Raw genomic sequence first — 18,291 nt, forward strand, 5'->3', positions numbered from 1 at the left:
ATGAGGAAAAGAATGTATTTTATCGGAGTAATGGCACAGGTTGGAACATTTTCCACGATTGCATTATTACTCTGGTGGATGACGAAAATGGATGTACTTAAACTGTTCTGCATAAGTGCGGTGGTGTCTTCAATGATATCCCTCCCTATTTTAATGCAGATAGAAAGGTGGGTAAACGGAGTTGAATAAACTTTTAGAAAACAATCAGGCAACACTGATTGGGACAATTGAATCCAAGTTTGAATTTAGCCATGAAATATATGGAGAAAAGTTTTACACAATGCAGGTATCGGCAAAACGACTGAGCGATACAAAGGATATTCTTCCAGTTATGGTATCCGAAAGGCTTATTGATGTAACACAGGACTATACCGGAGAAATGGTTGAAGTTTACGGACAGTTCCGTTCTTACAACAAGCACGATGACAAACACAGTAAATTAATTCTCTTTGTTTTCGCAAGAGAAATTAAATTTGCAGAGGAAGGTACATATCACACCAATAATATTCTTTTGGACGGATTTATCTGTAAACCGCCAGTATACAGAAAGACACCAAACGGAAGAGAAATCGCAGATATCCTTCTTGCAGTAAACCGCCCACATGGAATATCTGACTACATACCGTGCATTTGCTGGGGAAGAGATGCCAGATATATTAGCGGTTGCGAAGTTGGAGATAACATTCTTTTGCAAGGAAGAATACAGAGCCGAGAATACACAAAAAAAGTTGAAACTGAGGTTGAAAAAAGAACGGCTTATGAAGTTTCAGCATATTGGTTGGAGGATAAAACAGCATGAAAACAGTAGAATTGAAACAGATTAATATTGAAAACTACAAGAAGTTTGAGTCTGCGGAGTATCAGTTTGCACCACGAACAATGGTGTCCGGCAGGAACCGTCAGGGTAAAACAACATTGATGGACGCATATTTTGATGCGCTGACCGGAAAGCTTGCAGACGGTACATCTCCGAATAATGTCAGAAGAAAAGAAGACGGAGAAGAAGTTGAGGGTGTCGTATCCAGAGAACTCACACTTCTGATTGATGGAGAAGAAACCGTGATCCGTAAGGAAACGAAGAAGGGTAAATCTTCCAGCACCACAAAATATCAGGTTGATGGGTTTGATTACAACCAGACAAAATACAAAGATTTCTTAAAAAGAATTGCAGACCCAGAAACCATTATGATGTGCAGCAATGCCAGAGTATTCCTGAATGAACTTCGAAAATCAACAGCAAGTGCCAGAGCAACGCTTGAAAAGATGGCAGGGTTCAATGCGGATAAAGTATTGCAGGACAATCCAGAAGTTTCGGAAATCATCAAGAATCATTCTGTCGAGGAAGTTGTGAAAAAACTCAACAAAGACAGAAAAGATATCCAGAAGAAAATTGACGTCAAAAAGGTTGAGATTGATACCTTAAAGGAACAAGGAATACCAGACGCAGCAGTTCTTGAAGAAAAGAGAGAACAAGTTTTAAATCATTTGATCGTGCTGAGGCAGAAAGAACAACAGCTGAGTGATTCTGGAAAAGCATACGATGAACTTTCCTATGAAATTGTAGGTCTTAAGAAGTCCAGATATGCGATTATTTCAAATGCAGCAGAAGCATTACAGGAAGAAAAGAGAAAAATCGTTTCCTTGTTAAATGACAGGCGATTTAAGCAGAAACAGGAAGAAGACAATCTCCGTGTTCTGGAAAATTTCCTTACTACTGCCGAAAAACCGGAACGTATTCAGCAGAGAATTACGGTTTTACAGGAGAAATACAAACAGACGTATGCGTCTACATTTGATGAAACAGCTTTAAATGCCATACAGAACGAAAAATTTGACCCTGAATCAGCTATTTGCCCGACCTGTGGACAGCATTTGCCAGAAGAACAGGTTGAACGTCTTAAAACTGAATTTGAACAGAAGAAACAGGAAAGAATCCATGCAGAACTTGCGAAAAAAGAGCAGTTTAAAGCAGACAAACAGCAGAAACTTAAAGACATTACAGAAGAAGGCAATTCCGAAGTAGCCAGAAGAAAAGAAGTTGAGGAAAAGCGCAAAGACATCGAATCGCAGATTGAACAGACAAAGAAAAATATTTCTGCTCTGGCATCTGAGATTGCGCAGAAAAATCAGGAATTAGAGAAGCTTCCGGCAGAGCCAGATATGTCTGGAAACGAAGAGTATCAGGCAGTTGTAGCAGAAATCCAGAAGAAACAGGAACAGCTTGACGGACTGACTAATAATTCTGAGGAAAATGCAGCAGTTCAGGCAGAAAGAATGTCTGCTGAAAAGGAACTTACAGGAATCGAAACAAAAATCGAGATGGCAAAACAGGGAGTTCAGAAACAGGCAGAAACGCTCGAACAACTAAATACGGACAGAAAGAAATTAGGTCAGGAAGATTCCGATATTCAGCAGAAACTTGACATGTTGAAAGAATTTTCCATCAAAAAGAATCAGAAGCTTGCGGAAGCTATCAATCCACATTTCAAGCACTTTCAGTTTCAATTTTTGGACTATACGCAGGACGGTGAGCCGGTGGAAACTTGCAAGATGATTTGTGATGGAATCGGATATTTTGATGGATTAAATCACTCTGATCAGATTCTTTGCAACATTGACCTCGTGACTGGTTTGCAGGAATTGAACGGCTTGAATTTGCCGATTTGGGTTGATGATGTTGAAAGTGTGAATGCTGACAGAATACCAGATACAGGCAGACAAATGATTCTACTTAAAGTTTCCGACGATGAATTAAAAGTGGAGGGAATTTAATATGGCGACAACTACATATAACATTCCAGAAGCAATCAAAGCACAGGACTGGTACTGCAAAACAAAGATATTACCACGTTTTGCACCGGGCAATGGTATCTGTTGGTCTTGCCACCAGAATATCTATTCTGAGGAAGGACGGACACGGTACGGAAAAGAAACACACGGGTATTCCGTTGAAAGTGCAGCAGGGCAGTTAATTACAGTGTGCCCATTCTGTAGTAGAAGTTATTGTGATTAAAACGCAATAGGATTAGCATAGTCAGCTTTGAAACGGCAAAGCGAAGCAATGACAAGCGAGGCAAGGGATATGCATAGAACAGATATGAAATGCCACGGCATAAAAGCACACTGCTGAGAATCGCAAAGGAGAAGTGTAGAAACGCACAGAAAAGCCAAGGCGAGGTTAAGCGACGCAAGGTTTGGAAAGGAAAAGGAATAGCGTAGAATTGAATTGCAGCGGAGGAGCATGGTCTTGACAAGCAAAGCATTAAGCAAAATATAAAAATCGGAGGAATACGAGATGAAAGAAATGAAAGTCAGATTAACATTTTTAGAGGAAGTTCTGGGAACAGCAAATGCGGAAAAAGATATTCATGAGAAGTTTATTGCATCAAAAGCACCAGATGCACCTTCCAGAGAACAGGAAGTTGAAGCTTTAGGAGTTGAAGAAGTTATTGAAAAAGGTCGAACAGTATTTCCGAAAGATGATAACGGCAATCCGTTCCTTTGGGACTACCAGATCAGAGGATTCTTTAAGTCAGCTGCACAGGCCGGTTCCTATATCGGAGGAGCAAAGAAACTTGCAGCTTATAAGAAAAAAATTGACTTACTGGTATTTGTAAACGAACGCAAAATTCCTTTTATTCTTCCAGAAGGTACAGAACTTTCTGATTGTCAGAGACCACTGAGAGCGCAGACAGCACAGGGCGAACGAATTTCGTTGGCAGATAGCGAAACAGTTCCGGCAGGTTCGACAGTAGAGTTCACAATCAGAGTACTGGATGATTCACTGATGAAATATGTAATCGACTGGCTTGATTATGGTGCATTCAATGGCATTGGTCAGTGGCGAAACTCAGGCAAAGGCCGTTTCAAATGGACTGAAATCACAAAATAAGTTACGGCATGGCTGAATGTAGTTATGATAGGCAAAGCAAAGGCGCAGAATTGCTGGGTAATGATTTGCTTCGGCGAAGCGTAGCAAAGTAATGTATCGGAGTGGTACTGAGAGGTGCAGAAGGGCAAAGTTATGGAATTGAAAAGAGTTGATACGTTTTGGCAAAGTAAAGAGAGGTTTCGCATAGTGAGGTAGCGGAAAAGCGCAGCAGAGCAATGTGATGTAAAGAAATGTAAAGCATTGGCGAAGTAGGGCAGGGCAAAGATACGTATAGGCGAAGCACGGAATAGAAAAGTAAAGTATAGCAAAGGCACAGAGTAGAGAAGATGAGCAAAGGATAGGCAGAGCGTAGCTCGGTTATGATTTGTTTTGGTGAAGTGTAGAACTGAACAGAAATGCAAACAAAAACGAGTTGATTAATATAAGAAAAGGAGAATTAAAATGGCAGAAAACACACAGGTAGCAAATTTTAACACACAGCTTTCCTACTACACAAATCGTTATGTCGATTTAATGGAAAGAGATTTGACTTCAAGAGGAATGGAATTTGATTCCTACTCAAAAGATTGCGTAGTAGCGGCAATGGGATCTATTTTCCAGATGGTGCATGAGAGCGGTGTGAGTTTTGAAGCAATCAACGGTTCTAATCTTAAATTTATCCTGAGTAAAGTCGCAGCATTAAAGCTGAACGCAAATGCACAGCCGAGAGAATGCTATTTCCAGATCAGAAACGTAAACGTAGCAGCGAAAGGGCAGAAACCTCAGTGGGAGAAGAAAATCGAATTTGCGATTGAGGGAGATGGAAATGACGCACTTGTGAGTAGATATGGTGTCAATGTATCTAAAGTGTTCCCGTATTGGAAAGTCAGAGAGGGAGATAAGTATATCCCACCAAGACACAGAGGCGTGGAAATCACACCGCCAGAATGGGAAGAATCCGGTGTGGGCAAAGTAGTTCGCGTCGTATATCCGATTCAGTACAAGGACGGACATATTGAATATCTTTCTTGTGAAAGAGCAGATGTACTGAAAAATCTTGCAGCACATATCAAGAATAATCTTCAGAATGAAACTTTTGGCATCTGTGCAGATAGATATAAAGCTACAGATGCACAGAAAGCTCAGATTGAAGCAAAGAAAAAAGAAGTTATGAAAAAAGTTGCTGAAATCGGAGAGCTGGAAGCAATTATTGATTGTGAAGAATTAAGACCGTATATTTCACCGTCTTATTACGAAACACAGTCGAGAGAATCTATGATTGTTCGTAAAATGCGTAACAACATTATGAAGTCCATTCCCAAAAAATGGGATAATCCGGTGCAGGCTTATGAATATAACACAATGGATGCTACGTATAGAGAAGTACAGGAAGAAATCGAACAGAATGCCAACAAAGAGGAATTCATCCCAGAACCAATGGCAATTGAAGAACAGCCGAAGCAGCCAACAGTCGCAGAAGTTGTACAGCCAGCTGAGAAAGAACCAGTCCCGGCAGCAGTTAAAGAGCCAGAGATTCCGGATTTTATGAAACAGGAGGAAATGTGATATGAACAATAAAGAAATTTTAAAGAAAGCCAAGGAACTGGTTGAACTTCTGGAAAAGCAGGAAGAAACTGACAAGGTTTTACTGTCAACACTGAAACGTGGAGATGTTTTTCAGACCACTGGAAAGCGTAAATACAAGGTTCTGGAACAGTATGGAGATACAACGAAAATTATTTCACTTGATCTGGTGAAAGAAAATGTAAAATTTGGTGATACCTCAGATTACAAAACATCAAAAGTAAAGAAACTGTGTGACACTGAAATTCTGAAAGACTTCGAAAAAGAATTCGGGGCAGAAAATATCGAAACACACACAGCAGATATTATCACTGCGGATGGACAGAAATTGGGGACTGTTGATTGTAAAATTCGACCGATTACGTTTGATGAAGTACGCAGATATACAGATATCACACCGAATCCATGTTTAAACGATTGGTATTGGACATTATCGCCATGGTCAACGAAAGAACGTGGATGTGAGAAAGCCTTTGCCGTTGTTTCCCCTTCGGGCATTATCGGCAACGGCAATTGCAACTACGGGTATGGTGTTCGCCCAGTTTGTATCTTAAAATCTAATATCTTTGTATCTAAGGCGGAGGAATGATTATGAAGAAAAATCTGAAATATTTTGAAGATGAATTATCCCGATTAAGTAAAGAGTTCACGGAATTCAAGAAAAAGCACATCGGTAAGCCGGAAATCGGAAAAGCTATTGAACTTGCAGGTATGGAATGGCTGATTCTTGATAAGACAGAAAAAGGATATTTTGCCATTTTGAATGGATTTGATGGAAAAGAAAGAACATTTGATTCAGATTCAAATAACTGGATTTTGAGTAAACTGAGAAATGAGTTAAATACTCGTTTTCTTAAAAAAATTACGGACGAGTTTGGAGAAGATGCAGTTATTGAGTTTGATCGAGATTTGCTTTCTTTGGACGGCCAGACAGAATACGGACATTGCGAAGATAAGATTTCACTTTTGACTGTGGATGAGTACCGGAAATATCGTAAATTACTGCCGAACATGCCGAAATGGTGGTGGTTGATTACGCCATGGAGTACACCAGTAAATGATTACAGTACAACAAGTACCGTTGTTTCCCCTTCGGGCTATTTCAGCCGCCTCAATTGCAGCAGCAACGAACTTGGTGTTCGCCCAGCTTGTATCTTTTCTTCTTCAATCTTTGAATCAGGAAATGATAATTGATGGCGAATGAAGATTTAAAGGTAATGCCATAGTATGGATTTAGAAATTGAAAGGAGAATGAAGTGAGATTAATTAGTCAAAGCGGAGAATTTGATGTTCCTTATGAAATCGCAGCATTAAGTAGAACAGAAAATATCATAAGAGTATATGTGCCAATAGTTGGTGAAAAAGGAACAGTCATGGCTCGTTATTCGACAAATGAAAAAGCCAAAAAAGCTATGAAAGCGTTGCACAAAGTGTATGCAGGAATGTTTCTTGCACAAAACGTTGAAATGAGCGATGACGATTGCGAAGAATGCATAAAAATGGCTGCAAGAGGTTTTGGAATCATCAAAACAATGGTTAACAGCCCAGATATGAAATTCGAACCGGCAAACATCGTGTTCAGATTCCCGGAGGAGGATGGAGTATGAGAGAAATAAAAGAAATAGACTTAAACCAAAACGTCAAAATTGATATTACTTTAAAAGAATTGGACGTCATTAGAGTATGTTTAGCGGTGGCGAACGATTCTGAAATAGAGTCAGTTTTTGAAAGTGGCAATATAAAATATGAATCTCAAGAAAAATATACATTGATAAAGGATTGCCGAAATATTTTAGAAAGTTATGGGGTTCTAAGAAAGAGTGATGAAGCATGAAGAGAGTAGACAGCAAGAAGGACTGGGAACATGTAATAACCATTGAACTTACGTTGAGGGAACTCAAATTAATGCGAGATAGCATGTGCAAAGTAAGTTATGCGGAATTAGAGAGTCTAAATAGAGGAAAAGACATACCATATGCCTATTCCGATTTAGAGAAAGCCATAGATGAAGTTGAAAATATCTTAGAAGCATAAATGCAATGCACAGAAAGCGAGGTGATGCCATTTGTTCATGCGAGTAATTTCAACAGGAAGTACTAAAGGAAATTGTTACGCTTTGCAGTCAAGTACAGGCGAGATTGTTCTCCTTGACTGCGGATGTAACTACAAGAAAATCCTTAGAGGGATTGACTACCAGATAAGCAATGTTGAAGCTGTACTTCTTTCACATGAACACGGTTAAGGCGATCACACCGAAGCATTCAAGGAAATAATGAATGCAGGCATTCAGATTTACACCAACGACGAGACAGTTGAGGACATGAACATCCAAACAGGTGAACTGATGAAAGGTGTTCCAGAAAGATACCCATTTAGAGTTGTTTCGTTTATCGTGACTCCATTTGAGCTGCCGCATACGACATATGATAAAGAGGCAAAAATACTTATCCCGTGTCCGAATTACGGCTATCTGGTACAGCATGAAGAAATGGGAAAGCTTCTGTATATGACCGATTTTGAATATTGCAACTATAGTTTCCACAGAATGCAAGTTGAGCATATGGTAATTGAGTGTAACTACTGTGAAGAATTGGTGGACAAAACAGAAGCTAACTACAGCCATAGATTAAAAGGGCATTGCTCTTTATCAACTTGTAAGCAATTCATTAAGGAAAATTTCACAGAATCGCTTCGAACGGTAACACTGGTACATTTGAGCGGTCAAACGTCAGATTCCCGTAAAATACAGAAAGAAATACAGGAAGTCGCAGGAAGTAATGTTCTGGTTCAGATTGGACGGGCTGGACTGGAAGTTGATTTGAATTTGTGCCCGTTCTGAAAGGAGAAATTTCATGGAAATGACAGACTGTAGCAAATGCAGATTCCGTAATTGTTGTACGTTAGCATGGGATTACGGTTCACTTTACTGCAATGATTATGAGGAGGAAGATATATGAAAAAATGGTCAGAAAAATCTCTTGCCGCAGAGGGATATAAACTTATGAATGCCGAAATCACATGTGTATCATTGAATTTCAGAGACCACGGAGTACTTACACTTGACTTATCTCTTTCCGGTGGTGGATGGGGATGCGTATACGGCGGATATGTACTTGGAAAGGGTTATCTCGGAGCAAGAGAATTTAAAGGTTCTGCATCTGGGCTTGAAGCAATCATGCGAAGTATGGACATAGTTGGAGTCGAGGATTTGATTAATCTCAAAGGAAAACATGTTAGGGTTGCTATGGAAACTGTGATATTTGTAGAAGAGAATACCATAAATTGTACATTCCGTTAAGAATTGCAGAGAAGCAAAAAGAACTAGGATTACCGGTCACACGAAATAAGGAGGACACAAAATGTTAATCAGAAGTCAGAACAAAAAGTATCTTGTAAGCACTAACAATATCACCTTTTATGTAATGGATAGCGAAGTTATCTGCTTTGGTATATCTGGTATTGAAGATAGCGACTATATAATTCTTGGACATTACGAAACGGAAGCAAAAGCCATGAAAGTACTGGATATGATTCAGGAAGTCTATGAAGAATACAAAATTACTTGTACTTTTTTGACAGGATTTACAGGACATCGAGCAATTGTAGAGTCAAACGATATTCGCGTCAATGGTTTCGAAGAACTTATAAAAAGTTTTAAAAAGAATATGGTCTTTCAGATGCCAGAAGATTTGGAGGTAGAAGTATGAGGTACAGAAAAAAACCAGTTGTAATTGACGCAGTGCAGTGGACTGGTGCAAATCATCGAGAAATGTTCGATTTCCTGACGGACTATCAGTGTGTAGATCAGTACATGTCGGCAGAAGGTAAGAATTTCTATATTGACCATTGGAAGGTTCAGGGCGGATTGGTTATTAAGACACTAGAGGGTGAACATTTGGCGAATATTGGTGATTATATCATCCGCGGCGTTCACGGTGAATTTTATCCGTGTAAACCAAATATATTCAGAGAAACTTATGAGGAGGTGGAAGCATGAGCGATAAACATAAAATATACGATTACATAAAAAGGACAATAAACCCTTATGGAAGACCTTTCGAGGGAACAGCTTACGAGTTGGGACTTAAAATCATGGATTATATCGAAAATATGGATGACGAGAAAGAAAATGGTTGGATTCCGGTCAGCGAGAGATTACCGGAAAATGAAAAAGAATATCTTGTAACACTTGAAAAAGTCTATGGAACACCTGATACATTTTTGGGAATTGCGAATTATTTAAAATTTGGTGATGCCGGATACTGGAATGAAAAGAAATATGGGTATCTTGAATGGGATAAATATTCAGATGGATATGGAGGAACAATGATGTATAAAGTTATTGCCTGGATGCCACTTCCAGAACTATATAAGGAGGATTAAATATGATTGAATATATCAATAAAGACGTCAAAGAAATTGGAGATGCCCTGAACACGTTGGTTCAAAAATGCGTAGAAGCAGGGGGCAGAGAGCTTGAATGCACTATGTGTTACGATGGCGATCTGGAGCTTGATTGTTATTTTACTTTCAAGGTGCACGAGGAGGATGAGCCATGATTACATTTTTATTAGGATTCGCCCTTGGAATCATAGTCGGAGTGGTTGGTATTGTATGCGTAGCAATCATGTACGACAAGCACCACCCAGACAAATAGAAAGGAGAACGACATGCTGACAAGGAATAAAAAGCTGAAAGACTACGGTATTCCAGCAGAGGACATTGAAAAACTGAATACGATGCTGAAAGACTTCCCGGTAGAGTACGGATACCTGCTTTCCGGTGCTGCCTTGTCAGCTTGTCCGAAAAACACGGTGATAGCGGATATGGTTATCGAGAATATCCTACACCGGAAAAGTTACAGGAAAATCAGCAAAGAAAAATACATTCCAATGAACCCGAAGGACTTCTACGGATACAGACGCAAGACCGTCGCTGTACTGTATGAGAGAATGCGGTTATTGGGAGTGTGGGAGGATGAATAAATGCGTTTAATTGATGCAGACAAAATAATTGACTCTCTTGGAAATTCGGATATGGATTTTGCAATAGGTGCAGTTATTGACGAACAGCCGACAGCTTTTGATGTGGACAAGGTTATCAACGAATTGAAAAGAGATAAATTCATCGAATCCGAATGTATCTTATCTGATGTACATCAAGGATACAATGCTGGACTGAGCAGGGCGGTAGAAATCGTGAAAGGCGGTGGAGTTGAATGAGCAAATGGCATGTAAGTGTCGGAATGAGCTTATCAATTGATTATGACGATATTGAAGCCGATACAAAAGAAGAAGCTGAGAAAATAGCAAAAAGTAAAGCATTGGAAGACATTGATTACAACAATTGTGATTGTGATACTGGCTATCCAATAGTGTATTGTTGTCTTAAGGAGGAATTATGAGTAAATCAGTATTAGTGATAAATACGCCAAAATATTGTGCTTTATGCGTTTTACGCAGTGGAGTGTCTCACCCGTTCTGTAGAGTAAACAATAGAGATATTACAGATTTGAGTATTAGACCTGAATGGTGTCCATTGAAGCCATTGCCAGATAAAATGAAATTAACAGGAGTGTACGGAAGAGAGTATTTTCAAAGCAATGGGAAGATGCCTAGTTACAAGATTGGTTGGAACCAGTGTATTGATGAGATTACAGGAGGAGAATGATGCATGGCAATAAATATAAGCGAAACTGTGAAAAAGTGTAGTGTTTGTGGCAAATGGAAAATCACAGCGTATGAACCGGATTATCCGATACTTAATGATAGCCGTTTTAGGTATCCGAAAGCAATTTTTATTTGCGAAGAATGCGCGAAAAAGCGCGAAGAAAAGAATATATTTTTGTGAGGTGAAATAGATGATTGATTTAAGAAACACATGTGTTCTGGTTAGAACAAAAGAAGAAAATGAAATGCTTCTCAAAGAAGCTGAGAAACAGGAATTTCATTGGTATAGAAAAGACCATTGCGAGCCATTACAAACACAATATTTTCCAGACATTTTAAAATTTTATGAATATGATATAACTTATGCGGCAAGTGTCAGATCAGACTTTGCTTTCTATGAGGCATCAGAACTTCTCGGGACAAAAGAAATGACAGTAAGAGAGTTTATTGAGCGGATTGCAGATGTTTGTAAATGCATCGAATCTGGCGGTGGAGAAGTTGAAAGAGGTGAAGTAAATGGAGAGATTAACGGAAAGATATGATATTACGCCAGACGGAGAATCAGATGCCTGGGTTAAACAGCACGATTACATTTCAGCGGCGCAAAAGCTTTGCGATTATGAAGATTTAGAAGAACAGGGCTTGCTTGTGAGATTGCCGTGTAAGATTGGAGACACGGTTTATAGAGTGAATGCCGGAGCCAAGCAACCGATTATTCCAATGACTGTTTCAGAAATTCATTTTCTCTGTTACAAAAATGAACGTGCTGTAAGGTTTGACGCAATAGGTAAAGAAGATATGGGAGAAAGTTGCTACCGTTTAGAAGATATTGGAAGAATAGTATTTCTCACACGTGAGGAAGCTGAGAAGAAGTTGGAGGAGATGAAGAATGAATAAATGTTGCGCTAGTCAAGACGGTATATCTAGAAACACTATTCTATTCGGAACTAAATGTGACGGGTACAAAGAAAGATGCACACTGAGGCCGGCTTATAGCACTCTTGAACGAACAGTGAAAAATTATCAGCATAGTTTAAGAAAAATGTTTGGAGCGGAGGATTAACAAAATGGAAAAAGCAAGTATTCCTGTTGAAGTCGAAAAGGAAATTGTAACGGAATTAGAACAGATTTTTAGAATCGTAGATGACAAGCCATATTTTGAATTAAAATATAAGAAAGTTGGCGAGGATTATTACCACGTAGGATATAGTTCGTTCGATTTTCATAATGTTCTAAAATGGAAAGAAGATTGTTTTGAATTAGTGAAGGAGGAATATTGTGGATGAGAGAGAAGCTATTGAAAGATTAACAGATCATTTTAGAATACATTATGATGATAGACCGACTCCATATCTCGATAAAGCAGTTGCAATAGCAATGAATGCATTACATAAGCAGATTCCAAAGAAGCCTAAAAATATAAAGACTATCCTTGACTTTTCAGGCAGATATTATACGACAAAAGGTGATTGTCCGGTTTGTAATAGAGAGGGACTTTATAAGTCGGATTTTTACTGCAATAAGTGTGGTCAGAAATTAGATTGGGGTGAAGAAGATGACAAATGACATTGACGAAAGCGTTATTGCTAGAAGCGTTGACCATTACGGAGCAGAAATTTAGGCAACCGTCTGTATGGAAGAATGTGCGGAACTGATACAAGCAATCAGTAAGGAAAAACGTGGAAAAATCGACCGTGATAATATGACAGAAGAAATTGCAGATGTGTTGATCTGCATCGAAATGCTAAAGCAAATGTATATGATTTCCGAAGATAAAATTAATAAGTGGATTGAGAAGAAACAAGCGAGAGAAGCAGAAAGGATGGAAAAGAATGAATAAGAAAGAAATCGCAGAAATTAAGAAACAGTTTACTCCAGCCAATTGCACAATCACACGCATTTGTGGTTGTTATGTAGACGCAGAAAAGAATAAGAAAACCAAAATTAAAGAAGCATTCCTGTCTCTTCCAGAGGAAGAAATGTTTAAGTATTTTGACATTTTCAAGAAAACCATTTCTGGCAGACTTGGAAAAAACCTTATAAACCTTGATTTTCCATTATCACAGGAAAAAGAGGGTGGAACACAGGAATTTCTTATGCGGATCAGAGCAAGTAAGCTTAAAAATGATGAACTTTTGGACGAATTCTACGACAAAATCATTGAAAATTATGATTACGGTGAGAATTATTATATAATCCTGATCCACGCTGTTTATGACATTCCTGGTAAATCTTCCGATGGTCAGGAAATGTTTGATGCATCCGATGAGATCTACGACCACATTCTCTGCAGCATTTGTCCAGTAAATCTTTCAAAGGCTGGGCTTAGCTATGATGTGGCTGAAAATAACATCAAAGACAGAATTCGTGATTGGGTAGTCTCAAGACCAGAAACAGGATTCTTATTTCCTGTATTCAATGACAGAAGCACTGATATTCATGGAACCTTGTATTTCAACAAAAACATAAAGAATATTCATCCCGACTTCATTGAAAATGTTCTTGGCACGCCAATTCCCCGTATACCCGGCAACGAGATCAATGTCTTTTCAGATTTTATCATGGACAATTTCGAAGGAAATACAACATTCAATTTCGCGGAAAGTCTGGTTGAATCTTTGCAGGAAGTAAGAGAACAGAAGAAAGACAGCCCGGAGATGGTAACCGTGTCATGTGATGAAATGGAACAGATTTTTGGATATTGCGGAGTTCCAGACGAGAAGTTGTCGGATTTTAAAGAAAACTGGGAAATGTATTTCAGCAATGAGCCTGTTACTCTTGACAATATTCATAATTCAAAAACTGCAAAAATTGTAACACCAGATGCAACAATCTGCATCCAGCCAGATAAAATTGCTCTGATTGAACTGAAAGAAATAAACGGCATTCCATCTCTTGTAATTCCGGTAAATGGAGAAGTGAAAATCAATGGAATTGAAGTTGAATTAAAATAAACACTTTTGAAAAACCAGGAATTGGAGAAAGGAATTTTAGAATTGGCACAGAAACGAATGTTTACGATGAAAATTGTTGACAGTGACGCATTTTTGGATATGCCGGCAACAACGCAATGCTTATATTTCCATTTGAATATGAGGGCTGACGATGATGGATTTATTGGAAACCCAAAAAGGATAATGAAAATCACAGGAGCAAGCGAAGATGATCTGCGATTATTGATTGCAAAAAGGTTTGTTCTTACGTTTGAAGACGGTGTAATAGTAATCAAACACTGGCGAATGCATAACACATTGTCAAGAGATCGGTATGTTGAAACGTCATATACAGACGAAAAGAAAATGTTGCTTTTAAAGGATAACGGTAGTTACTCTTTGACGGGTGGGAATCCGATTGATGATACTCGGCTGATAGAACGTTCTGGACGGCAGACGCAACAAAGGCGCAACAAAGACGCAACAAAGACGCACTCAGATAAAGGTTTAAATATAGATAAAGATATAGATAAAGAGAAAGATAATAAATTAATAGTATCTTTAGATACTATATGTCAGACTGATGTCCGACGTGTCATCGAGGAATGGAACAAATTACAGGAAGTTGGCATCAATCCGATACGTGATATCAAACCATCATCAAAAAGATATCAGTTACTCAAAGGGCGAATCCGCGAATACGGAATTGATGAAGTTCTTAATGCAATCAACAACGTCCGTAACAGTGATTTTCTTCGAGGAGAGAATAACAGAGGTTGGATGATAACATTTGACTGGTTTGTTAAACCAAATAATTTCCTTAAGACGTTGGAAGGAAACTACAACAAGGAGGGGCAACATGGAACCACTAGAACAGCTCAAAGACATGTCAAACCGCTTATCCCATTTGAACAATGCGGAGGAAGCAAAATCTCAGACACTCCATTTGCAGACTGATTGTCCTGATTGTGGCGGTTCTGGTTGGATATGGTCAAGGGATGATAATGGCATTCCATATTGCGAAGAATGCCATTGCGGAATCAGAAAGAAGATGATTTTGCAGAACCAGCTGCAATTTGCTGAAATGCCGGATATGTACAAGGAATGCAGATTTTCAAATATGAAAAGCAGCGTGTATCAACTTCCAGAAAGTAAGGAAATATTCATACAGGCGGCAAAAGCTGTTAAATATTGGCTCGAAAATATCCAACAGATGCAGAAACAGGGAATTGGGCTGTACATATATTCAAATACTAAAGGCTCTGGAAAGACAAGGCTTGTATGCAGCATGGCAAATGAGATGATAGAAAAGCATCAGAAATCGGTAAAATTTACAACATCCCTAAAAATTCTCGATGAGATAAAGTCAACATGGGGAGAACGAGGAAAAAACGCAGAGAATAAGCTAATTAGTGATTTGACCTATGCGGATATTCTAATTATTGACGATTTTGGTGCGGAATCTGGGAAAGATTGGATTAATGAAAAATTCTACGGAATCATCAATGGTCGGTATGTGGACAAGAAAACCACAATTTTCACCAGTAATTATCCTATTTCCCGATTGAAATATGATGACCGCATTACGAACAGAATTTTAGAGCGATCATTGGAAATCCCTTTTCCTGAAGAATCAGTCAGGGAACACATAGCGGACGCAATGAAACAGGAACTTATCAAAAAGATTCAAGGCGGTGAAAATGGAAAACAAGCGTAAACCGTGGAAAAAATTGACACCACAAGAAATTCAGAATTTGACTAATCGTCAGTGCATAGATTGTAGGTTCTATCCGAAATCAAACGGTACATCAGGGAAAATGCAACCGTGCGATTATATTTTTGTGGTCGGCCATAGTCGAGGATGTGACCCAAGAGATTGCATAAAAGAAGGCAAATTTGAATATGCAGCAACAAAGAAAAGGAGAAAAGTATGGAGGGCAAAGACGAAAAGTTAGATATCACGCCAGAACTGGTGCTTATATGTAGGAAAGTAATACGACAATACGCAAAGCAAATTGGTAGGCATGATTGCCACAAATGCATCATATATACAGAATGCGAGCATGACTTTGCCAGATGCCCGGAATTATGGAAGGACATCAGCCTATGAGAAGAATCAGCGAAATGTACAAGCGTTCGGGCGGTACGAACTATGAACATCAATGCTTTGAATGCGCGATGTTTAAAAACGTCAAAAGATGCAAATGCTTAAATTACGAATTGGATACTGACTGGAATCCAAATTGGACAGCCTGCAAATTTTTTACAAAAGATGAAATAGAAGAAATACAAGGACAGATGAATATTTTTGATTTTGTGAATTAGGAGGGATGTCATGTGACCGATAAGATAGTCATGCTGATTATAAATAAGAGATTATATGATGAAGGTATAATAAGTCGAGAAGTATATACAAAAATCATCACGCAAATAAATAAATGTTAAAAAGCATTGAGCGAAATCATTGTATGGAGTATAATATAAATGGTTTCGCTCCTTTTTGAAGGAGAATCGAAATGAACATATACCATACAAGAGAAAGGCTAAGAACCCGTTCTATTTATGATTTGAATTTACGAGTTGCTTTTTACGCTCGTGTAAGTACAGATTCCGAAGACCAGCAGGTATCCATTGAACACCAAACCCAGTATTATAAAGAATTCATTAAAAGCAATAGAAACTGGAAGTTTGCTAAAGGATATATTGATAATGGCATATCTGGCATACAAACCAAACATCGTGAGCAGTTCAAAGAAATGCTTGAAGATGCAAAGAACGGGAAATTTGATATGCTTATCACAAAAGAGATCACGCGTTTTGCCAGAAATACACTTGACAGTATCCAGTATACCAGGCAAATGCTTTCTTGGGGCGTATGCGTGTGGTTTCAGAATGACAACATCAACACCATTGATGAAGACAGCGAACTTCGATTGACGATCATGGCTGGCGTCGCACAAGATGAAGTCCGAAAGCTTTCTAACCGTGTTAAATTTGGACACAAGCAATCTATTAAAAACGGGGTTGTCCTTGGGAACTCTAGGATTTACGGGTACGACAAAAAAGACGGAAAACTCACGATAAATGAATCTGAAGCTCAAATGGTTAGAATGATTTTTGAAGACTATGCATCCGGTGAATGGACAACGCCTCAATTAGAAAAAAAATTATACAACATGGGCTATCGCAATTACAAAGGCGGTAAAATCGACAGGAATGTTATTCGCCACATTATAAGAAACCCAAAGTATAAAGGATATTATGCCGGTGGTAAAGTTAAGATTGTTGATATGTTCACCAAAAAGCAGGAGTTTCTTCCAGAATCAGAATGGGTGATGTTTAAAGACGACGGAAGCCATGTTCCACAAATCGTTGACGAAGAAGTGTGGAAAAAAGCAAACGAATATATTGATGCACGTGGCGAGATTGTAAAAACCCGTAGAACATCTATCAAAAAGAGTGAAAATGTGTTCACAGGGATGCTTATTTGCGGAAATGACGGCGCATCATATTGGCTTAAACAAAGAACACTTCGAGGAAAAGAAGATGTTAAATGGGTTTGCAGTAAGAAAATAAAAGAAGGTGCTGCAAGCTGTGATTCTTTTTACATTGATGACAGAGAACTTCGAGAAGTTATTGCGAAATTAATTCGTGAATCTTCTGGTGATATTGAACAAATTGCCGAAAAGTTCATTAAAATATATCATTCATCCATGAACCAGGCAGATGCATCAACTGAAATTAAAAGACTCGAAAAGCAAATAAATGTCGCTGAACGCAAAAGTGATAAGCTACTGGAATACAATCTGGACGGAGCTATTAGTGATGCTGTATTCATTGAAAAGAGCCAAAAACTAGAAGCTCAAATTGAAGAATACAAGAAGCAAATCGAAAAACTGTCAACCATACAGGATGATATTGTTCCGATAGAAAACCAAATCAGAGCAATTGCACATTCCATAAAACAGCTTGATGGAATCAGCCCGGACGACATAACCAAGACAGTTGTAGACAGTTTTTTGAAAAAAATAGTTGTTAATCCAATAGGCGAAAAAGAAGCAAAGCTGGTATTTTATTTGAAAGATGGAATTACGACAGAAATGTCATTTGTTAGTGGAAAAAGTATGCGTTGTTCGGTGAACTTATTTAAAAAGATGATCGAACAGCAGGAACGCCAGATGTCCGGAAGTTCCCAGAACGAACAGTACTGAGCATTCTGATCAATAACCTAAAC

The 18,291-nt window shown here is 38.6% G+C and carries 33 protein-coding genes; all 33 read left to right on the forward strand.

The annotated features are described in order from the left end of the window. The 33 genes from DWW86_RS16945 (at position 1) to DWW86_RS01825 (ending at position 18,268) form a co-directional block, all read left to right on the forward strand. The gene (locus DWW86_RS16945) at positions 1 to 189 is read left to right on the forward strand and encodes a hypothetical protein (RefSeq protein WP_147338107.1); all 189 of its coding nucleotides are present in this window, start codon (positions 1 to 3) and stop codon (positions 187 to 189) included. Further along, positions 182 to 799, forward strand: coding sequence for a single-stranded DNA-binding protein (locus DWW86_RS01675; RefSeq protein ID WP_117942071.1), 618 nt, complete (start codon positions 182 to 184; stop codon positions 797 to 799). The genes DWW86_RS16945 and DWW86_RS01675 overlap by 8 nt, the downstream gene beginning before the upstream one ends. Beyond that, positions 796 to 2,772: an AAA family ATPase gene (locus DWW86_RS01680; protein WP_117942072.1), complete on the forward strand. Its 1,977-nt coding sequence runs from the start codon at positions 796 to 798 to the stop codon at positions 2,770 to 2,772. Before DWW86_RS01675 ends, DWW86_RS01680 begins: the two co-directional genes overlap by 4 nt. Before the next feature lies 1 nt (position 2,773). Next, a complete protein-coding gene (locus tag DWW86_RS01685) occupies positions 2,774 to 3,013 on the forward strand; it encodes a hypothetical protein (protein ID WP_117942073.1) in 240 nt (79 codons plus the stop codon). 282 nt (positions 3,014 to 3,295) lie between these two features. Further along, the gene (locus DWW86_RS01690; RefSeq protein ID WP_117942074.1) at positions 3,296 to 3,892 is read left to right on the forward strand and encodes a hypothetical protein; all 597 of its coding nucleotides are present in this window, start codon (positions 3,296 to 3,298) and stop codon (positions 3,890 to 3,892) included. Positions 3,893 to 4,333: 441 nt separating this feature from the next. Then, the gene (locus tag DWW86_RS01695) at positions 4,334 to 5,437 is read left to right on the forward strand and encodes a hypothetical protein (protein ID WP_117942075.1); all 1,104 of its coding nucleotides are present in this window, start codon (positions 4,334 to 4,336) and stop codon (positions 5,435 to 5,437) included. Position 5,438: 1 nt separating this feature from the next. Next, positions 5,439 to 6,044: a hypothetical protein gene (locus DWW86_RS01700; RefSeq protein WP_117942076.1), complete on the forward strand. Its 606-nt coding sequence runs from the start codon at positions 5,439 to 5,441 to the stop codon at positions 6,042 to 6,044. A gap of 2 nt (positions 6,045 to 6,046) precedes the next feature. Next, positions 6,047 to 6,649 (forward strand): DUF6273 domain-containing protein, encoded by a 603-nt coding sequence (locus DWW86_RS01705; RefSeq protein ID WP_117942077.1) that lies wholly within the window; start codon positions 6,047 to 6,049, stop codon positions 6,647 to 6,649. A 62-nt stretch (positions 6,650 to 6,711) separates the two neighbouring features. Further along, a complete protein-coding gene (locus tag DWW86_RS01710) occupies positions 6,712 to 7,062 on the forward strand; it encodes a hypothetical protein (protein ID WP_117942078.1) in 351 nt (116 codons plus the stop codon). After that, a complete protein-coding gene (locus DWW86_RS01715) occupies positions 7,059 to 7,289 on the forward strand; it encodes a hypothetical protein (RefSeq protein ID WP_117942079.1) in 231 nt (76 codons plus the stop codon). Before DWW86_RS01710 ends, DWW86_RS01715 begins: the two co-directional genes overlap by 4 nt. Beyond that, on the forward strand, positions 7,286 to 7,489 hold the full coding sequence (locus tag DWW86_RS01720; protein WP_117942080.1) for a hypothetical protein: 204 nt from the start codon (positions 7,286 to 7,288) through the stop codon (positions 7,487 to 7,489). The genes DWW86_RS01715 and DWW86_RS01720 overlap by 4 nt, the downstream gene beginning before the upstream one ends. A 37-nt stretch (positions 7,490 to 7,526) precedes the next feature. Continuing rightward, positions 7,527 to 7,697 (forward strand): MBL fold metallo-hydrolase, encoded by a 171-nt coding sequence (locus tag DWW86_RS01725; protein WP_117942081.1) that lies wholly within the window; start codon positions 7,527 to 7,529, stop codon positions 7,695 to 7,697. 30 nt (positions 7,698 to 7,727) lie between these two features. Next, positions 7,728 to 8,294: an MBL fold metallo-hydrolase gene (locus DWW86_RS01730; protein ID WP_117942082.1), complete on the forward strand. Its 567-nt coding sequence runs from the start codon at positions 7,728 to 7,730 to the stop codon at positions 8,292 to 8,294. 114 nt (positions 8,295 to 8,408) lie between these two features. After that, entirely contained in the window at positions 8,409 to 8,753 is a 345-nt protein-coding gene (locus tag DWW86_RS01735; protein ID WP_117942083.1) for a hypothetical protein, read from the forward strand. Between the two features lie 61 nt (positions 8,754 to 8,814). Further along, a complete protein-coding gene (locus tag DWW86_RS01740) occupies positions 8,815 to 9,162 on the forward strand; it encodes a hypothetical protein (RefSeq protein ID WP_117942084.1) in 348 nt (115 codons plus the stop codon). Next, positions 9,159 to 9,452, forward strand: coding sequence for a hypothetical protein (locus DWW86_RS01745; protein WP_117942085.1), 294 nt, complete (start codon positions 9,159 to 9,161; stop codon positions 9,450 to 9,452). The genes DWW86_RS01740 and DWW86_RS01745 overlap by 4 nt, the downstream gene beginning before the upstream one ends. Continuing rightward, the gene (locus DWW86_RS01750; RefSeq protein ID WP_117942086.1) at positions 9,449 to 9,838 is read left to right on the forward strand and encodes a DUF551 domain-containing protein; all 390 of its coding nucleotides are present in this window, start codon (positions 9,449 to 9,451) and stop codon (positions 9,836 to 9,838) included. The genes DWW86_RS01745 and DWW86_RS01750 overlap by 4 nt, the downstream gene beginning before the upstream one ends. Positions 9,839 to 9,840: 2 nt before the next feature. Continuing rightward, a complete protein-coding gene (locus DWW86_RS17040; protein WP_181985282.1) occupies positions 9,841 to 10,014 on the forward strand; it encodes a hypothetical protein in 174 nt (57 codons plus the stop codon). Between the two features lie 111 nt (positions 10,015 to 10,125). After that, on the forward strand, positions 10,126 to 10,440 hold the full coding sequence (locus DWW86_RS01755) for a hypothetical protein (protein WP_117942087.1): 315 nt from the start codon (positions 10,126 to 10,128) through the stop codon (positions 10,438 to 10,440). Then, on the forward strand, positions 10,441 to 10,677 hold the full coding sequence (locus tag DWW86_RS01760; protein WP_117942088.1) for a hypothetical protein: 237 nt from the start codon (positions 10,441 to 10,443) through the stop codon (positions 10,675 to 10,677). It begins immediately after the preceding gene. Next, positions 10,674 to 10,859: a hypothetical protein gene (locus tag DWW86_RS01765; protein ID WP_117942089.1), complete on the forward strand. Its 186-nt coding sequence runs from the start codon at positions 10,674 to 10,676 to the stop codon at positions 10,857 to 10,859. The genes DWW86_RS01760 and DWW86_RS01765 overlap by 4 nt, the downstream gene beginning before the upstream one ends. Continuing rightward, complete coding sequence (locus DWW86_RS01770) at positions 10,856 to 11,125, forward strand: hypothetical protein (RefSeq protein WP_117942090.1); 270 nt, start codon at positions 10,856 to 10,858, stop codon at positions 11,123 to 11,125. The genes DWW86_RS01765 and DWW86_RS01770 overlap by 4 nt, the downstream gene beginning before the upstream one ends. 3 nt (positions 11,126 to 11,128) lie before the next feature. Beyond that, positions 11,129 to 11,305 (forward strand): hypothetical protein, encoded by a 177-nt coding sequence (locus tag DWW86_RS17045; RefSeq protein WP_181985283.1) that lies wholly within the window; start codon positions 11,129 to 11,131, stop codon positions 11,303 to 11,305. A gap of 10 nt (positions 11,306 to 11,315) precedes the next feature. Continuing rightward, a complete protein-coding gene (locus DWW86_RS01775; protein ID WP_117942091.1) occupies positions 11,316 to 11,666 on the forward strand; it encodes a hypothetical protein in 351 nt (116 codons plus the stop codon). Further along, positions 11,641 to 12,021, forward strand: coding sequence for a hypothetical protein (locus tag DWW86_RS01780; protein WP_117942092.1), 381 nt, complete (start codon positions 11,641 to 11,643; stop codon positions 12,019 to 12,021). The genes DWW86_RS01775 and DWW86_RS01780 overlap by 26 nt, the downstream gene beginning before the upstream one ends. Positions 12,022 to 12,191: 170 nt before the next feature. After that, positions 12,192 to 12,410 (forward strand): hypothetical protein, encoded by a 219-nt coding sequence (locus DWW86_RS01785; RefSeq protein WP_117942093.1) that lies wholly within the window; start codon positions 12,192 to 12,194, stop codon positions 12,408 to 12,410. Beyond that, a complete protein-coding gene (locus DWW86_RS01790) occupies positions 12,403 to 12,690 on the forward strand; it encodes a hypothetical protein (protein ID WP_117942094.1) in 288 nt (95 codons plus the stop codon). Before DWW86_RS01785 ends, DWW86_RS01790 begins: the two co-directional genes overlap by 8 nt. A gap of 67 nt (positions 12,691 to 12,757) precedes the next feature. Beyond that, the gene (locus tag DWW86_RS01795) at positions 12,758 to 12,964 is read left to right on the forward strand and encodes a MazG nucleotide pyrophosphohydrolase domain-containing protein (protein WP_117942095.1); all 207 of its coding nucleotides are present in this window, start codon (positions 12,758 to 12,760) and stop codon (positions 12,962 to 12,964) included. Beyond that, positions 12,957 to 14,078 carry a DUF4317 domain-containing protein gene (locus DWW86_RS01800; protein ID WP_117942096.1) on the forward strand — a complete coding sequence of 374 codons (1,122 nt, stop codon included), beginning with the start codon at positions 12,957 to 12,959 and terminating at the stop codon, positions 14,076 to 14,078. The genes DWW86_RS01795 and DWW86_RS01800 overlap by 8 nt, the downstream gene beginning before the upstream one ends. A gap of 42 nt (positions 14,079 to 14,120) precedes the next feature. Continuing rightward, positions 14,121 to 15,014 carry a hypothetical protein gene (locus DWW86_RS01805; RefSeq protein WP_207661394.1) on the forward strand — a complete coding sequence of 298 codons (894 nt, stop codon included), beginning with the start codon at positions 14,121 to 14,123 and terminating at the stop codon, positions 15,012 to 15,014. Continuing rightward, positions 14,917 to 15,774: a DnaA ATPase domain-containing protein gene (locus DWW86_RS01810; RefSeq protein ID WP_117942097.1), complete on the forward strand. Its 858-nt coding sequence runs from the start codon at positions 14,917 to 14,919 to the stop codon at positions 15,772 to 15,774. The genes DWW86_RS01805 and DWW86_RS01810 overlap by 98 nt, the downstream gene beginning before the upstream one ends. A 389-nt stretch (positions 15,775 to 16,163) precedes the next feature. Next, positions 16,164 to 16,382, forward strand: coding sequence for a hypothetical protein (locus tag DWW86_RS01820; RefSeq protein WP_117942099.1), 219 nt, complete (start codon positions 16,164 to 16,166; stop codon positions 16,380 to 16,382). A gap of 191 nt (positions 16,383 to 16,573) precedes the next feature. Then, complete coding sequence (locus DWW86_RS01825) at positions 16,574 to 18,268, forward strand: recombinase family protein (RefSeq protein WP_117942100.1); 1,695 nt, start codon at positions 16,574 to 16,576, stop codon at positions 18,266 to 18,268. Positions 18,269 to 18,291 lie beyond the last annotated feature (23 nt).

This window comes from Ruminococcus sp. AF17-22AC (assembly GCF_003460065.1).
Lineage (GTDB): Bacteria > Bacillota > Clostridia > Lachnospirales > Lachnospiraceae > Blautia_A.

What these genes read in the sequence shown, in the direction of transcription:
- DWW86_RS16945 (WP_147338107.1), top strand. Translation starts at nt 1, where the DNA reads ATGAGGAAAAGAATGTATTTTATCGGAGTAATGGCACAGGTTGGAACA.
- DWW86_RS01680 (WP_117942072.1), top strand. Translation starts at nt 796, where the DNA reads ATGAAAACAGTAGAATTGAAACAGATTAATATTGAAAACTACAAGAAG.
- DWW86_RS01685 (WP_117942073.1), top strand. Translation starts at nt 2,774, where the DNA reads ATGGCGACAACTACATATAACATTCCAGAAGCAATCAAAGCACAGGAC.
- DWW86_RS01690 (WP_117942074.1), top strand. Translation starts at nt 3,296, where the DNA reads ATGAAAGAAATGAAAGTCAGATTAACATTTTTAGAGGAAGTTCTGGGA.
- DWW86_RS01695 (WP_117942075.1), top strand. Translation starts at nt 4,334, where the DNA reads ATGGCAGAAAACACACAGGTAGCAAATTTTAACACACAGCTTTCCTAC.
- DWW86_RS01700 (WP_117942076.1), top strand. Translation starts at nt 5,439, where the DNA reads ATGAACAATAAAGAAATTTTAAAGAAAGCCAAGGAACTGGTTGAACTT.
- DWW86_RS01705 (WP_117942077.1), top strand. Translation starts at nt 6,047, where the DNA reads ATGAAGAAAAATCTGAAATATTTTGAAGATGAATTATCCCGATTAAGT.
- DWW86_RS01715 (WP_117942079.1), top strand. Translation starts at nt 7,059, where the DNA reads ATGAGAGAAATAAAAGAAATAGACTTAAACCAAAACGTCAAAATTGAT.
- DWW86_RS01720 (WP_117942080.1), top strand. Translation starts at nt 7,286, where the DNA reads ATGAAGAGAGTAGACAGCAAGAAGGACTGGGAACATGTAATAACCATT.
- DWW86_RS01725 (WP_117942081.1), top strand. Translation starts at nt 7,527, where the DNA reads ATGCGAGTAATTTCAACAGGAAGTACTAAAGGAAATTGTTACGCTTTG.
- DWW86_RS01730 (WP_117942082.1), top strand. Translation starts at nt 7,728, where the DNA reads ATGAATGCAGGCATTCAGATTTACACCAACGACGAGACAGTTGAGGAC.
- DWW86_RS01735 (WP_117942083.1), top strand. Translation starts at nt 8,409, where the DNA reads ATGAAAAAATGGTCAGAAAAATCTCTTGCCGCAGAGGGATATAAACTT.
- DWW86_RS01740 (WP_117942084.1), top strand. Translation starts at nt 8,815, where the DNA reads ATGTTAATCAGAAGTCAGAACAAAAAGTATCTTGTAAGCACTAACAAT.
- DWW86_RS01745 (WP_117942085.1), top strand. Translation starts at nt 9,159, where the DNA reads ATGAGGTACAGAAAAAAACCAGTTGTAATTGACGCAGTGCAGTGGACT.
- DWW86_RS01750 (WP_117942086.1), top strand. Translation starts at nt 9,449, where the DNA reads ATGAGCGATAAACATAAAATATACGATTACATAAAAAGGACAATAAAC.
- DWW86_RS17040 (WP_181985282.1), top strand. Translation starts at nt 9,841, where the DNA reads ATGATTGAATATATCAATAAAGACGTCAAAGAAATTGGAGATGCCCTG.
- DWW86_RS01755 (WP_117942087.1), top strand. Translation starts at nt 10,126, where the DNA reads ATGCTGACAAGGAATAAAAAGCTGAAAGACTACGGTATTCCAGCAGAG.
- DWW86_RS01760 (WP_117942088.1), top strand. Translation starts at nt 10,441, where the DNA reads ATGCGTTTAATTGATGCAGACAAAATAATTGACTCTCTTGGAAATTCG.
- DWW86_RS01765 (WP_117942089.1), top strand. Translation starts at nt 10,674, where the DNA reads ATGAGCAAATGGCATGTAAGTGTCGGAATGAGCTTATCAATTGATTAT.
- DWW86_RS01770 (WP_117942090.1), top strand. Translation starts at nt 10,856, where the DNA reads ATGAGTAAATCAGTATTAGTGATAAATACGCCAAAATATTGTGCTTTA.
- DWW86_RS17045 (WP_181985283.1), top strand. Translation starts at nt 11,129, where the DNA reads ATGGCAATAAATATAAGCGAAACTGTGAAAAAGTGTAGTGTTTGTGGC.
- DWW86_RS01775 (WP_117942091.1), top strand. Translation starts at nt 11,316, where the DNA reads ATGATTGATTTAAGAAACACATGTGTTCTGGTTAGAACAAAAGAAGAA.
- DWW86_RS01780 (WP_117942092.1), top strand. Translation starts at nt 11,641, where the DNA reads ATGGAGAGATTAACGGAAAGATATGATATTACGCCAGACGGAGAATCA.
- DWW86_RS01785 (WP_117942093.1), top strand. Translation starts at nt 12,192, where the DNA reads ATGGAAAAAGCAAGTATTCCTGTTGAAGTCGAAAAGGAAATTGTAACG.
- DWW86_RS01795 (WP_117942095.1), top strand. Translation starts at nt 12,758, where the DNA reads ATGGAAGAATGTGCGGAACTGATACAAGCAATCAGTAAGGAAAAACGT.
- DWW86_RS01800 (WP_117942096.1), top strand. Translation starts at nt 12,957, where the DNA reads ATGAATAAGAAAGAAATCGCAGAAATTAAGAAACAGTTTACTCCAGCC.
- DWW86_RS01810 (WP_117942097.1), top strand. Translation starts at nt 14,917, where the DNA reads ATGGAACCACTAGAACAGCTCAAAGACATGTCAAACCGCTTATCCCAT.
- DWW86_RS01820 (WP_117942099.1), top strand. Translation starts at nt 16,164, where the DNA reads ATGAGAAGAATCAGCGAAATGTACAAGCGTTCGGGCGGTACGAACTAT.
- DWW86_RS01825 (WP_117942100.1), top strand. Translation starts at nt 16,574, where the DNA reads ATGAACATATACCATACAAGAGAAAGGCTAAGAACCCGTTCTATTTAT.